Origin of the sequence: Ensifer sp. ENS02, from assembly GCF_014851885.1 — a bacterium.
Lineage (GTDB): Bacteria > Pseudomonadota > Alphaproteobacteria > Rhizobiales > Rhizobiaceae > Ensifer > Ensifer adhaerens.
On the sequence record NZ_JACVAO010000003.1, the window covers coordinates 26,307 to 39,489 of the forward strand.

Below are 13,183 nucleotides of genomic sequence, written 5' to 3' on the forward strand. Positions count from 1 at the left end.
CGTCGATGAGCACTGACCTGATCAAGACCCTGACCGATCCCAACGTCGTCGTCGCCATTCTGGTTTCGCTCGCCGTGCTCGCAACCTTCTATTCGCTGATCGTGCCGCTGTTCGATCGCGGCGATCTCGGGAAGCGGATGAAGTCCGTTGCCACCGAGCGCGAACAGATCCGGGCGCGCGAGCGCGCGCGGCTTGCCACCGAGGTTCAAAACGGCAGGGCAAGCCTGCGGGGGCAGAACAACGCCTCCATCCGGCAGGTCGTCGAGCGGCTCAACCTGCGCTCGGCGCTCGTCGACGACAACACGGTCAACCGGTTGAAAATGGCCGGCTTCCGTTCGCAGAACGCGCTCAACACCTTCCTGTTCGCGCGCTTCTGCCTGCCCTTCCTGTTCCTGATCGTCGCGCTCGTCTACATCTTCGTGCTCGGCAATTTTGCCGACAAGCCGCTGATGGTACGGCTGTTCTTCGCGATTGGCTTTGCCTATGTCGGCTTTTACGCGCCGAATATCGTGGTGGCCAACGCCGTCTCCAAGCGCCAGGCATCGATACGTCGGGCCTGGCCGGATGCGCTGGATCTCCTGCTGATCTGCGTCGAATCGGGCGTGTCGATGGAACTGGGGATGCGTCGCGTCGCCGACGAAGTGGCCTCGCAGTCGCAGCCGCTGGCGGAAGAGCTGGTGCTGACGACGGCGGAACTGTCGTTCCTGCCCGACCGCCGGGTTGCGCTTGAAAATCTCGGGCAGCGCACCGGCCTCGAAGAGGTGAAGTCCGTGGTCCAGGCGCTGATCCAGGCGGACCGCTACGGCACGCCGATCGGCCAGGCTCTGCGCGTGCTTGCACAGGAAAGCCGCGACCAGCGCATGACGGCAGCCGAGAAGAAGGCGGCTGCCCTGCCGCCGAAGCTGACCGTGCCGATGATCCTGTTCTTCCTGCCGGTGCTGGTCGCCGTCATCCTTGGACCGGCCGGCATCCAGGTCGCCGACAAATTCTAGGCAGCGGCGCCGCTGTCGGCGCTCTACAAACATGGGTTCGAAAACCGCTTGCGCGGTGGCGGACAAAGGCATGCCGCGCAAATGTGCGCGGCTGACTTTGCGGATGACGGTAGCGGTAGATGGGAAGCGCTAGAGGCGCCAAGAGCGTCTCTGAAGAACGCGGCGCGCCTTAGTTGGCGACCTTCTTGTCGTCGGCCTTGGCGAGCTCTTTCCATGCGCCCTGCTGCGACAGCATTGAGCGCAGATAGGCGACGTTCGCTTCCGCCTGCTCGCTGGAAAGTTCCTGGCGGGCGATCGTCTCGGCTTCCTGGAAGCGGCCCTGAAGGCCGACGGCGAGCGCGAGGTTCTGGCGCACGCTGCTGTCGGCGCCGGGCTGGCTTGCCGCCGACTTGAGATAGGTTTCGGCGGTGCGAAGGTCCTTGGTCAAAAGATAGGACATGCCGAGATTGGAGAGTACTGACGGCTCGTTCGGCTTGAGGTCGAGAGCCTCGCGGTAGCGTAGTCGCGCCTCCTGGGCGCGGCCCAGCTGGTCGAGGATTGCGCCCTCGGCCGATTTCAGCTTCCAGTCCGGACGGTCGGGTGTCTGCGCCCGGCCGATTGTCGCAAGCGCCTGCTCGAGCTGACCGGCGGCGGCCTGTGCCTTGCCGTAGGCGCCGAGCACTTCGCGGTCCGACGGATGGTTGATCGCGACCTGCTGCATCACCGCAAGCGCCTGCTCATTGCGGCCGGTCATGCGCAGGAGATTGGCATAGTTGAGGCCCGCTTCGCGATCCTTGGGGTTCTTTTCATAGGCCTGGCCGATGCTTTCGGCAGCGGCCGAAAGCTCAGGCGCGGTCATCGACTGCACCGGTTTTGACGTTCTGGAGATCGACCCCGTCGTCAGTTCCTTCTTCGGCTGGTTGGCGCAGCCGGCAAGCGAAAGCGCCACCAGCGCGATTGCCGCGCCCTGCAAGAAACGGGCGTGTCTCGAGGATGAGGTCGTATATTTGGCCATGTGTGTCCCCAGCATGCATTCGCGCACCTGAACTTCAGACAACACCGGCGCAACTTTCACTCCAGCAATAATCTGTTAACCCTAACAGAGCGTTAATGGCGCGATTCCATCTCTGTCAGCCGAGGACTTTCATGGCTCCCTATCAGTTCATCGAGCGGCCTTCGCCGTTCAACACCAGCGCCGGCAAGACCCTGCCGATCTTCGCCGTCACGCCGGCGCATATCGAGACGGGGACGATCGACCCGATCGCTTTGGACTGGGCGCGCAAGGCAGGCTTTACGGCCGAGTCCGGCGCGGTGCTGTTGATCCCGTCCGCCGACGGCCATCTTGGCGGCGCGCTCTTCGGCCTCGGCAGCAACCCGTCGGAAGCGCCGTTCCTCGCAGGCAAGCTGGCGCGGGCGCTGCCGGCCGGCAAATGGCATATCGAAACGGCACCGCTGACGGCCAACCGGCTGGCGCTCGGCTACGGCCTCGGCTCCTATCGCTTCGAGCGCTACAAGTCCGCCAAGGGTGAACCGCCGACGCTGCTCATCCCCGCCGATGCGGACGCGACCGACATCAAGCGCCAGCTCGCCGGCGTGTTCCTCGCCCGTGACCTCATCAACACGCCGACCAACGACATGGGACCGGAAGCGCTCGAAGGCGCGTTCCGCGCGCTTGCCGCCCACTACAAGGCCGATGTTTCGGTCATAACCGGCGAAGCGCTGCTGACGCAGAACTTCCCGCTGGTTCACACCGTCGGCCGCGCCAGCGCCGAGGCTCCGCGCCTGCTGGAGCTGCGCTGGGGCAAGAAGGGCCACAAGAAGGTAACGCTCGTCGGCAAGGGCGTGTGCTTCGATACCGGCGGTCTCGACATCAAGCCGTCGGCCTCCATGCTGCTGATGAAGAAGGACATGGGCGGTGCCGCCAACGTCCTTGGCCTGGCGCTGATGATCATGGACGCCAAGCTCAAGGTGGATCTGCGCGTCATCGTGCCGGTGGTCGAAAACTCTATTTCCGCCAATGCTTTCCGGCCCGGCGACATCTATCGCAGCCGCAAGGGCCTGACGGTGCAGATCGACAATACCGATGCCGAAGGCCGGCTGATCCTTGCCGACGCGCTCGCCTATGCCGACGAAGAGAAGACGGATCTGCTCGTCGACATGGCGACGCTGACCGGTGCCGCGCGCGTCGCGCTCGGCCCGGATCTGCCGCCTTTCTTCACCGACGATGCCGATCTGGCCCACGATCTGACGGAAGCAAGCCTCGAGGTCGACGATCCGATGTGGCGCATGCCGCTCTATAACGGCTACGACAAGGATGTCTCGGCCCGCATCGCCGACCTCACCAACGCGCCTGCGGGCGGCATGGCCGGATCGATCACCGCGGCACTCTTCCTCCGACGCTTCGTCACCGACGCCAAGAGCTGGGTCCATTTCGATATCTTCGGCTGGGCTCCGTCCGAGCGCCCGCATTCGACGGTTGGCGGGGAGGCGCAGGCAATCCGTGCGCTTTACCAGCACGTCGAGAAGATGACGAGGTAACCGCAACCAGCGTAACCGGCAAAGAAACGCTTGCGTAACGATCCGCCGCTATCGTGGCGGATCAGTATCACGCGTAGGAGCCGCCATTGCCGATCGAGCTAACGCCCTCCCAGGCCCTCGGGCTTTGGCATTCGGTGTCGCTCGCCCAGGTTCGCGTCGACAGCCGCGACCTGACCTTGCGGCAGCTGGCGATCCTGCTGCACATCTACCTCGTGCCGCCGCCGCACACCGTGCGTGGATTGGCGGCGACGCTTGGGGTCACCAAGCCGGTCATCACCCGCGCGCTCGACACCATGGGAGCGCTTGGACTTGTCGATCGCACCCGCGACGAGCGTGATCGCCGCAACGTCGTCATCAAAAGGACAGTCGAGGGTGCTCTCTATCTTGAAAAATTCGGTGACCTGATCATTGATCAGGGCCGCAAGCAGCTGAAGTGAGTAGACATGTCGACACCGCCCGATCGCCGCCTGAACGCCTATCGCCCCGACCTCGCAGAGAGCCGGCTACGCGGTGTCGTGCAAGCCGAACGCTACGTCGAGGGAAGCGTTGCGCGCATCTCTGTTCCGGTTGCGCCCCTGCGGGCCAAGCCCGATCTCGCCTGCGGCACCGACACCGAGCTGCTGCTCGGCGAATCCGTTCGGGTACTCGACACCAACGAAAGCTGGTGTTGGGTGAAGGCCGATCTCGACGGCTATGTCGGCTATCTTCCGGAATATTGCCTTGCGCCGGTGGTCAAGAGCCCGACCCATATCGTGACGGCGCCGCGCACCTTCGTCTATACCGGCCATGATCTGCGTTTCCCGACGGTCTATCCGCTGTCGATGGGCAGCCGGTTGACGGTTGTCGATGAACGCGAAACGAGGGGCACGCGCTACTTTCTGCTCGACGGCGGCCAGGCGGTCATCGCCAATCACTGCATCGAGGTCGGCAGTGTCGTGCCGGGAGACTATGTCTCGGTCGCTGCCCGCTTCGTCGAAACACCCTATCTCTGGGGCGGGCGTTCCGGCTTCGGCATCGATTGCTCCGGCCTTGTGCAATTGTCGATGATGATGGTCGGCAGGCAGGCGCCGCGCGATTCCGACATGCAGGGGACGGGGTTGGGAACGCCGATTGGGCGCGAAGAGCTCACACGCGGCGACCTCGTCTTCTGGAAAGGGCACGTCGCGCTGATGGAGGACGACGAAACCCTGATCCACGCCAACGGTCACACGATGACGGTTGCGCGAGAGGGCTTGGAGGCCTCGATCGAGCGGATTGGCTGGCTCTATGAGCAGCCGACGGGCTACCGCCGTCCCTGAGCGCCCGCAAACGGAGCGTAGGGGGGCGCGAGCCTCCGCAATCGTAGCCGATGAAGGCAAAACACCCGTTCACGTCGCAGAATGCGACGCTGCGTCTCTGCCAGGAGGCTCGGCGTGGCAAGCGTCGCACCTCGCTTTCGCTGGATCAGTAGCCGGCTACTTTGTCGACGACGTGTTCGAGCGCCTGTCCGCCTTCGAAGCGGGCGATCTGCTGCTCCACATGGCGGAAGAGGGCCTTGACGTCGGAGGATGCCGCCACGTGCGGTGTGACGTAGACGTTGGGCAGGGTCCAGAAGCGGCTGTCCTGGGCAAGCGGCTCCTGCTCGAAAACGTCGAGCGAGGCACCAGCGAGCACGCCGCTGTCGAGCGCCTTCAGGATGTCCGCTTCGACCTGGCTACCGCCGCGGCCGGCATTGATGAAGACAGGCGCGCCGAACGGGCCGTTACGGCTGAGCCTTGCAAACAGGCGCAGGTTGAAAATGCCGCGGGTGTCCGGCGTCAGCGGCAGCAGGCCGACAAGGAAGTCGCTGCGTGCCAGTAAGCTGTCGAGTTCGTTGCCGCCAAAGGTCTCGATGCCGGCGACGTCGCGCTTGCTGCGCGACCAGCCGATGACCTTGAAGCCCATGGCCGAGAGCTTGCGGGCGGCGTCCTGGCCAAGCACGCCCATGCCCATGATGCCGACGGTGATGTCGGCGGCTTCCGGCTGGGTCAGGTCGCGCCATTCGCGTTTCGCCGCCTGCGCCTCGTAGGTGCGGTGCTGGCGCAGGTGCATGAGGCACTGCATGACCACCCATTCGCTCATGCGCGTCGTCAGCGTCTGGTCGACGAAGCGCACGAGCGGCACTTCGGGAAGGCCCGGCAAGGTCAGGACGTGGTCGACGCCGGCGCCGCCGGAGAACACCACCTTGAGATCCGGCGCCCGGTCGAACAGGTCCGGTGCCGATTTCCAGACGACTGCATAGTCGATGCCGGAGAGGTCGCGGTTGTGGTGCACGGCATCGGCGCGGTTGATCACCTCGCGATCCGGGAAGGCCCCGCGAAGCGCCGCCTCGACCTCCTCCGGAATGAACTTCAGATCGACGATGACGGGGCTTTTTGCGGACATTCGGGCACCTATTGACGGATCGCGGTCAAGTTGACGGCTTCGAGGTTGAAGGCGGCAGCCATCAGCGCCTTCGTGTAGTCCTGGCTCGGGGCATTGAAGATGCGTTCGGCCGGGCCCTGCTCAACCACCTTGCCCATGCGCATCACGATCATCTCGTTGGCAAGGGCGCGCACGACCTTGAGGTCGTGGCTGATGAACAGATAGGCGAGGTCGTGTTTGCTCTGCAGGTCCCGCAGGAGGTCGACCACCTGCGCCTGCACGCTCATGTCGAGCGCCGAGGTCGGCTCGTCGAGCATCACGAATTGCGGCTTAAGCACCATGGCGCGGGCAATGGCGATGCGCTGCCGCTGGCCACCGGAGAACTCGTGCGGATAGCGCCAGCGGGTCGCGGGATCGAGGCCCACTTCTTCGAGCGCCGCCGCGACGCGGGCGTCGCGCTCGTTGTCGGATAGGGAGCGCTCGTGGATTTTCAGGCCCTCGGCGATGATATCGGCCACCGACATGCGCGGGCTGAGTGAGCCGTAGGGATCCTGGAAGACGATCTGCATCCGGTTTCGAAGCGGCCGCATCTCGTTGAAGCTGTAGCGGTCGATGTCCTTGCCGATGAAGGCGATGCGACCCTTCGACGAGATCAGCCGCGTCAACGCAAGCCCGAGCGTCGTCTTGCCGGAGCCGGATTCGCCGACGACGCCGAGTGTCTGGCCTGCACGCAGCTTCAGATCGATGCCGTCGACGGCCTTCACATGATCGACCACCTTGCGCAGGAATCCCGCCTTGATTGGGAACCACACCTTCATCTCAGAGGCTTCCATCACGATCGGCTTCGACGCGTCAGACGGCGGCGGATTGCCCTTCGGCTCGGAGGCGAGCAGATGGCGGGTGTAGGCATGCTGCGGATTGGCAAAGATCTCGGCGGTCGGTCCCGTTTCAACGATCTTGCCCTTGGTCATGACGCAGACCCGATCGGCGATCTTGCGCACGATGCCGAGGTCATGGGTGATGAACAGCATCGACATGCCGTGCTCATCCTTGAGCGTCTTCAACAGCTCGAGGATCTGTGCCTGCACGGTGACGTCGAGTGCGGTCGTCGGCTCGTCGGCGATCAAGAGTTCCGGTCGGTTGGCGAGCGCCATCGCGATCATCACACGCTGGCGCTGGCCACCCGAGAGCTCGTGCGGATAGGCGCTCAGCCGCTTCTCCGGCTCGCGGATGCCGACCTGGTTGAGCAGCTCGAGAATGCGCGTGCGCCGCGCTGCACCCTCCAGCCCCTGGTGCAGTTCGAGGATCTCGCCGATCTGCCGCTCGATCGAATGCAGCGGGTTGAGCGAGGTCATCGGCTCCTGGAAGATCATGGTGATGTCGTTGCCGCGGGCGTGGCGCAGCTCCGCATCGCTGGCTTTCAGCAGGTCCTTGCCGTTGAAGACGATTTCGCCGCTCGGGTGGCTGGCGGACGGGTAGGGCAAGAGCTTCAGGATCGAGTTGGCCGAGACCGATTTGCCCGAACCGGATTCGCCGACAAGCGCCACGGTCTCGCCGCGCCTGATGTCGAAGGAGATATGGTCGACGGCAACGGAGGTGTTGCCGCCCTGGTGAAAGGCGACGGAAAGGTCACGGACGGAGAGGATTGGATCTGTCATCGTCGCGCTCACCGGAACGTCTTTCTCGGATCGAAGGCATCGCGCGTCGCTTCGCCCACGAAGATCAGCAGCGACAGCATCAGCGACATGACGCAGAAGGCCGTCAGCCCCAGCCAGGGCGCCTGCAGGTTGGACTTGCCCTGGGCGATCATCTCGCCGAGCGAGGGCGATCCCGGCGGCATGCCGAAGCCGAGGAAGTCGAGCGAAGTCAGCGTCGTGATCGAGCCAGAGAGGATGAAGGGCAGGAAGGTCAGCGTCGCCACCATCGCGTTCGGCAGGAGGTGGCGATACATGATCGTGCCATTGCCGACGCCGAGCGCGCGTGCCGCGTTGACGTATTCGAAATTGCGAGCCCGCAGGAACTCGGCGCGCACGACACCGACGAAACCGACCCAGGAGAACAAGAGCATGATGCCGAGCAGGATGAAGAAGCCTGGCGGCAGGATCGCGGCGATGATCAGGAGAATGTAGAGCACCGGCATCGACGACCAGATCTCGATGAAGCGCTGCATCAGGAGGTCGGTCCAGCCGCCGAAATAGCCCTGGATGGCGCCGGCGGTGACGCCGATCACCGCCGAGGCGATGGTGAGCGTCAGGCCGAAGAGCACCGAGATGCGGAAGCCGTAGATCATGCGCGCAAAGACGTCGCGGGCCTGGTCATCGGTGCCGAGCCAATTGAGGTTTCCGACGATGCAGTTCCGGTCGTTGGTTTTGTCAGGGTAGGCGGAGCAGCGCTCTTCCTTGTCCATCAGCCAGAACGGCTTGGTCGGCGCCGAATGCGGGATGTTGGAATTGACCGTCTGGTAGGAATAGCGCACCGGCGGCCAGATCATCCAGCCATTGGCCTCGATCTCGTCGCGGATGAAGTCGGAGCGATAGTCGGTCTCGGCCAGGAAGCCGCCGAACTTTTCCTCCGGATAGTCGATGACGACAGGGAACAAAAGCTCGCCCTTGTAGGAGGCGATGATCGGCTTGTCGTTGGCGATCAGTTCACCGACCAGGCTGAGCCCGAACAGCGCCAGGAACAGCCAAAGCGACCAGTAGCCGCGTCGGTTCGCCTTGAAATTCTGCCAGCGGCGCTGGTTGACCGGCGACAACCAGCCACGCGGCGCCACAGCGGTCGGGGACGTTGCGAGGCTTGCCATCAGACGTCCCTCCGCTCGAAATCGATGCGCGGATCGACCCAGGTGTAGATGAGGTCCGACAGCAGGCTGACGAGCAGGCCCATCAGCGAGAAGATGAAGAGCGTGGCAAAGACGATCGGATAGTCGCGCTTGACGACCGAATCATAGCCGAGCCGGCCGAGGCCATCGAGCGAGAAGATGTATTCGATCAAAAGCGAGCCGGTGAAGAAGGCCGAGATGAAGGCGCCGGGGAAGCCGGCGATGATGATCAGCATGGCGTTGCGGAAGACGTGGCCATAGAGCACCTGGCCGTCGGTCAGGCCCTTGGCCCGTGCCGTCGTTACATACTGCTTCTTGATTTCGTCGATGAAGGAATTCTTGGTGAGCAGCGTCGTCGTCGCAAAGGCCGAGAGCAGCAGCGTGATCAGCGGCAGTGTCATGTGCCAGATGTAGTCGAGGATCTTCTGCCACCAGGGCAAATCCCAGAAATTGTCGGAGACGATACCACGCAGCGGGAACCAGTCGAAGAACGAGCCGCCGGCAAAGACGACGATCAGCAGGATGCCGAAGAGGAAGCTCGGCACGGCGTAGCCGATGACGATGATGCCCGAGGTCCAGACGTCGAAGGCCGAACCGTCGGATACGGCCTTCTTGATGCCGAGCGGGATGGAGATCGCGTAGGAGAATAGAAGGATCCACAGCCCGAGCGAGATCGAGACCGGCATCTTCTCCTTGATCAGATCGATCACCGAGGTGTTGCGGAAGAAGCTCTCGCCGAAATCGAAGCGGAGATAGTTCCACATCATGGTAGCGAAGCGTTCGAGCGGCGGCTTGTCGAAGCCGAACTGCTTTTCGAGCTTGGCGATGAACTCCGGGTCAAGCCCTTGAGCGCCGCGATAGCGCCCGCCTTCGTCGCCGCCGGCCTGCATCAGGTCGCCGCTGCTGCCCGACAGGCGATCGGAGCCGCCGGCATTGGTCAGGTCCGAGATCACCTGCTCGACCGGGCCGCCGGGCGCGAATTGCACCACGATGAAGGAGATCGCCATGATCCCGAAGATCGTCGGGATCATCAAAAGCAGGCGGCGCAGGATGTAGGCACCCATCAGGCGGGCCTTTCGATCGACGTGTGGGCGGTGGCCCGGACCGGCGAAGCGTCGGCAAGCCGTCTATGGTGTCTCAATCCCTGTGTCTCCTTGCGGCTGTCAGGCCCGGATCGGGGCTTGTTTCAGTGATTCGTTTTTTTGCATTTGGAATCGAGACGCCATTCGAGTGCAAGGACTTCATTTGGGGGAGGCGTTTTTCGACCACCACGCGTCCGGAAAGCCTATTCCGTAGTAGGGCAGTTCCTGCGGACGGGCGAGCTGGTTCCAGTAAGCCACGCGAACCGAGCGCGAGTAGAACAGCGGAACCACGAAGTGATGGGCGAGAAGAACGCGATCGAGGGCCCGTGTTGTTGCCACCAGTTCGTCGCGGTTGGGCGCGAAGATGATCCTGCGGATGAGTTCGTCGATCGCCGGATCGGATATGCCGGCATAGTTTCTCGATCCCTGCTGATTGACCGAAGCCGAACCCCAGTAGTCGATCTGCTCGTTGCCGGGTACCAGTGTTTGCGCCCATATGCCGTAGATCATGTCATAGTCGAAGCTTCGGACGCGGTTGGTGTATTGCGAATCGTCGACGGTCCGGATGCGCGCATCGATGCCGATCTTCTTCACGCTGTTGATGAACGGCGTGACGGTGCGCTCGAACGACGGGTTGGCCAAGAGTAATTCGAAGCTGAAGGGCTCGCCGCTCTTTACGTTGACCAGGCGGTTGCCCTTGAGTTCGTAGCCCGCCTCCTTGAACAGCGCCAGCGCCTTGCGCAGGTTGTCGCGCACCTTCTGCGGGTCGCCGTTGACCGGGTTCGCGTAGGGCGCGGTGAAGACTTCTGGAGGAACCTTGTCCTTCAGTTCCTCCAGAATGGCCTTCTCGCGTCCTTCCGGCAAAGCCTTGGAGGCAAGCTCGGTGCCCCAGAAATAGCTGTCGACACGCTGGAAGGCGTTGTAGGCGAGGTTGCGGTTCAGGTCCTCGAAGTCGAAGGCGTAGTTCAGCGCCTCGCGCACGCGCTGATCCTTGAATTTGTCGCGGCGCATGTTCGGCACGAAGGCTTGCATGATGCCGGCTGCGCGCAGCGGATTCTCGATCTCCTCGCGGACCACACGGCCATCCTTCATCGCCGGAAAGTCATAGGCGGTCGCCCAGTGACTGGCGCTGTTGTCCTGGTAGAAATCGACGTTGCCGGCGCGGAAGGCTTCGAACTGCACGTTCCTGTCGCTGAAGAAGGCATAGCTGATCACGCCGAAATTATATTGCCCGACATTGACGTTGAGGCTCTTGCCCCAATAGTCGTCCCTGCGTTCGAAGCGGATCGAGCCGCCGGCCTGGAACGACGCAATCTTGTAGGGGCCTGAGCCCATCACCGGCTCCAGCGTCGTGCGGCTGATGTCGCGCTTGTTGCCCTTCTCGTCCTCGCCTTCCCACCAGTGTTTCGGCACGATGGGGAACTGGCCGAGGATGTTCGGCATTTCGTGGTTGTTCTTCTCGTCGAAGCGGAAGGTGACGTCGCGGTCGCCAGTCTTTTCCGCCGAAACCACGTGGCGGTAGTAGTTGGACAGAAGCGGATTGTGTTCCTTCACTTTTTCGAACGAAAAAACCACGTCCTCCGGCGTCACAGGCTTTCCGTCAGCCCACTTGGCCTCGGCGCGCAGGCGAAACGTCGCGGAGGAAATATCGTCGGGATAGGAAACGCCCTCGGCCAGCAGCCCATAGGCGGTTGTGATCTCGTCCTCGGCCGATTTCATCAACGTATCGAAGACGAGCGAGGTTACGCCGCTCGCCGCCTCGCCCTTGGAGAGAATTGGATTGAAGGTATCGAATGTACCGCTCTCCGACAGGCGCAGCTCTCCACCCTTGGGAGCGTCAGGATTGACGTAGTCGAAGCGCGCAAAATCGGGCTTGTATTTCAGTTCACCGATTGACGATGTTCCGTAGCGCCAGACGGGCTGTTCTTGGGCATTGCCTGCAGGAGGGAGGAGAAGAAACGCCGCTGTCAGTAGCGAGGCAGCGAGGCCAGGTTTCACGGTCCTGCAGAAGTTTGGCATCCAGCCGGTACCCCTTATATTTCAAACTTCTTTTGCGAGAGCATAGGCGAAATCAGGGCAAATGACAGGCACTGCCGCAAATCAGGCCAAATTTTTGAGTCACATCCCGGTGATTCACAAGCTGTAACGCGTAAGGCTGAGGCAAAGACGGGGCCTTAGGATCGGGGTTCGCCGGAGAGGCATGCCGCATATCGGCGCCGCTCGGCGCGAGACAAACGGGACGAAATTCAATGATTGCTCCATTTCGACGTTGCGGCTCGGCGTTTCTTGCGCTGCTGCTCGGAACAAGCCTCCTGATCGCGGACAACGCCGCGGCGGACGAAACGCCGGCCAAGGCGCTTTTCGGCGCCAAGGCCCTGCCTGCCGAGATGGCGGCAAATTCCTACGGCTTCTATGCGAAGGGGTGCCTAGCCGGCGGTGTCGCCATCCCGACCGACGGGCCGACCTGGCAGGCAATGCGGCTGTCGCGCAACCGCCGCTGGGGCCATCCGCAGATGATCGCGCTGATCGAGCAGTTTTCCCACGATGCCGCCGACAAGGTCGGCTGGCCGGGCCTGTTGCTCGGCGATATCTCGCAGCCGCGCGGCGGTCCGATGCTGTCGGGCCACGCCTCGCACCAGATCGGGCTCGATGCCGATATCTGGCTGACGCCGATGCCGCAACGCACGCTCACCTATCGCGAGCGCGAGGACATCTCCGCCACCTCGATGTTGCAGAAGAACAAATTCCTGACGGTCGACCGTTCGATCTGGACGCCGAAGCACGCGCAGCTGATCATGCTGGCGGCGAGCTACCCGCAGGTGGAGCGCGTCTTCGTCAATCCGGCGATCAAGAAGAAGCTTTGCGATACCTGGGCGGGCGACCGCACGAATCTTGGCAAGGTCCGACCGATCTACGGCCACGATTATCACTTCCACATCCGCATCAAGTGCCCCGCCGGCGCTTCGACCTGCAAGGATCAGGCGGAAGTGCCGGCGGGCGACGGCTGCGACAAGTCGCTGGCCTGGTGGTTCACCGACGAGCCATGGGCGAAGCCGACGAAGAAGCCGGACGCAAAGCCCGTCAAGCCGAAGGTGACGACGCTTGCCGACTTGCCGAAGGCCTGCGCTCTGGTCCTGAACGGCCCGGCGCCGGCCTCGGAAGCCGCCGCCACTTTTGGCACGGCCTACCGGGCTGCCGCGCCGGCCGCAGCGAACGATAGCATCGAGCAGGTGATCGGTGCGTCCGGTGATGTCCCTCCGGCCGATATCCCCGTACCAATGGCGCGTCCGACGCTGCAGTAGGATTAAGGACACACGAGCGGGGCGGGGAGGCATCAGCCTTCCCATTCCCGTGGCGCTCATGTATAGGGCAATCAAATCGATTTAAAT

General features: G+C 63.0%; 11 protein-coding genes. 5 read left to right on the forward strand and 6 right to left on the reverse strand.

Annotation, left to right across the window (positions count from 1 at the left end; all coding sequences use genetic code 11):
- The first annotated feature begins 5 nt into the window (after positions 1–5).
- On the forward strand, positions 6–992 hold the full coding sequence (locus IB262_RS07360; RefSeq protein WP_060609557.1) for a type II secretion system F family protein: 987 nt from the start codon (positions 6–8) through the stop codon (positions 990–992).
- A 169-nt stretch (positions 993–1,161) separates the two neighbouring features.
- On the opposite strand, the gene IB262_RS07365 is transcribed toward IB262_RS07360, so the two are convergent.
- On the reverse strand, positions 1,162–1,986 hold the full coding sequence (locus IB262_RS07365; RefSeq protein ID WP_112977011.1) for a tetratricopeptide repeat protein: 825 nt from the start codon (positions 1,984–1,986) through the stop codon (positions 1,162–1,164).
- Between the two features lie 131 nt (positions 1,987–2,117).
- Here IB262_RS07365 and IB262_RS07370 point away from each other — a divergent pair, with 131 nt between their 5' ends.
- The 3 genes from IB262_RS07370 to IB262_RS07380 all read left to right on the forward strand — a co-directional run bounded on the left by IB262_RS07370 (position 2,118) and on the right by IB262_RS07380 (position 4,807).
- Complete coding sequence (locus tag IB262_RS07370) at positions 2,118–3,509, forward strand: M17 family metallopeptidase (RefSeq protein WP_112977010.1); 1,392 nt, start codon at positions 2,118–2,120, stop codon at positions 3,507–3,509.
- A gap of 86 nt (positions 3,510–3,595) precedes the next feature.
- Positions 3,596–3,946 carry a MarR family winged helix-turn-helix transcriptional regulator gene (locus IB262_RS07375; protein ID WP_034805040.1) on the forward strand — a complete coding sequence of 117 codons (351 nt, stop codon included), beginning with the start codon at positions 3,596–3,598 and terminating at the stop codon, positions 3,944–3,946.
- Positions 3,947–3,952: 6 nt separating this feature from the next.
- Entirely contained in the window at positions 3,953–4,807 is an 855-nt protein-coding gene (locus tag IB262_RS07380; RefSeq protein ID WP_112977009.1) for an NlpC/P60 family protein, read from the forward strand.
- A 145-nt stretch (positions 4,808–4,952) separates the two neighbouring features.
- Here the strand turns inward: IB262_RS07380 and IB262_RS07385 are convergent, their stop codons facing one another.
- The 5 genes from IB262_RS07385 to IB262_RS07405 all read right to left on the reverse strand — a co-directional run bounded on the left by IB262_RS07385 (position 4,953) and on the right by IB262_RS07405 (position 11,813).
- Positions 4,953–5,912, reverse strand: coding sequence for a glyoxylate/hydroxypyruvate reductase A (locus tag IB262_RS07385; protein ID WP_112977008.1), 960 nt, complete (start codon positions 5,910–5,912; stop codon positions 4,953–4,955).
- A gap of 8 nt (positions 5,913–5,920) precedes the next feature.
- A complete protein-coding gene (locus IB262_RS07390) occupies positions 5,921–7,549 on the reverse strand; it encodes an ABC transporter ATP-binding protein (RefSeq protein WP_034805312.1) in 1,629 nt (542 codons plus the stop codon).
- Positions 7,550–7,557: 8 nt separating this feature from the next.
- Positions 7,558–8,694 carry an ABC transporter permease gene (locus tag IB262_RS07395; RefSeq protein WP_034805015.1) on the reverse strand — a complete coding sequence of 379 codons (1,137 nt, stop codon included), beginning with the start codon at positions 8,692–8,694 and terminating at the stop codon, positions 7,558–7,560.
- A complete protein-coding gene (locus IB262_RS07400) occupies positions 8,694–9,776 on the reverse strand; it encodes a microcin C ABC transporter permease YejB (RefSeq protein WP_034805012.1) in 1,083 nt (360 codons plus the stop codon). The genes IB262_RS07395 and IB262_RS07400 overlap by 1 nt, the downstream gene beginning before the upstream one ends.
- Positions 9,777–9,953: 177 nt before the next feature.
- Positions 9,954–11,813, reverse strand: coding sequence for an extracellular solute-binding protein (locus IB262_RS07405; RefSeq protein ID WP_089043066.1), 1,860 nt, complete (start codon positions 11,811–11,813; stop codon positions 9,954–9,956).
- Between the two features lie 230 nt (positions 11,814–12,043).
- On the opposite strand from IB262_RS07405, the gene mepA reads away from it, so the two are divergent.
- The gene (gene mepA / locus IB262_RS07410; RefSeq protein WP_112977007.1) at positions 12,044–13,096 is read left to right on the forward strand and encodes a penicillin-insensitive murein endopeptidase; all 1,053 of its coding nucleotides are present in this window, start codon (positions 12,044–12,046) and stop codon (positions 13,094–13,096) included.
- Positions 13,097–13,183: the final 87 nt, after the last annotated feature.

Excerpts from the sequence above, each read along its gene's own strand:
- IB262_RS07360 (WP_060609557.1), top strand. The coding sequence starts at position 6 with ATGAGCACTGACCTGATCAAGACCCTGACCGATCCCAACGTCGTCGTC.
- IB262_RS07365 (WP_112977011.1), bottom strand. The coding sequence starts at position 1,986 with ATGGCCAAATATACGACCTCATCCTCGAGACACGCCCGTTTCTTGCAG.
- IB262_RS07370 (WP_112977010.1), top strand. The coding sequence starts at position 2,118 with ATGGCTCCCTATCAGTTCATCGAGCGGCCTTCGCCGTTCAACACCAGC.
- IB262_RS07380 (WP_112977009.1), top strand. The coding sequence starts at position 3,953 with ATGTCGACACCGCCCGATCGCCGCCTGAACGCCTATCGCCCCGACCTC.
- IB262_RS07385 (WP_112977008.1), bottom strand. The coding sequence starts at position 5,912 with ATGTCCGCAAAAAGCCCCGTCATCGTCGATCTGAAGTTCATTCCGGAG.
- IB262_RS07390 (WP_034805312.1), bottom strand. The coding sequence starts at position 7,549 with ATGACAGATCCAATCCTCTCCGTCCGTGACCTTTCCGTCGCCTTTCAC.
- IB262_RS07395 (WP_034805015.1), bottom strand. The coding sequence starts at position 8,694 with ATGGCAAGCCTCGCAACGTCCCCGACCGCTGTGGCGCCGCGTGGCTGG.
- IB262_RS07400 (WP_034805012.1), bottom strand. The coding sequence starts at position 9,776 with ATGGGTGCCTACATCCTGCGCCGCCTGCTTTTGATGATCCCGACGATC.
- IB262_RS07405 (WP_089043066.1), bottom strand. The coding sequence starts at position 11,813 with ATGCCAAACTTCTGCAGGACCGTGAAACCTGGCCTCGCTGCCTCGCTA.
- mepA (WP_112977007.1), top strand. The coding sequence starts at position 12,044 with ATGATTGCTCCATTTCGACGTTGCGGCTCGGCGTTTCTTGCGCTGCTG.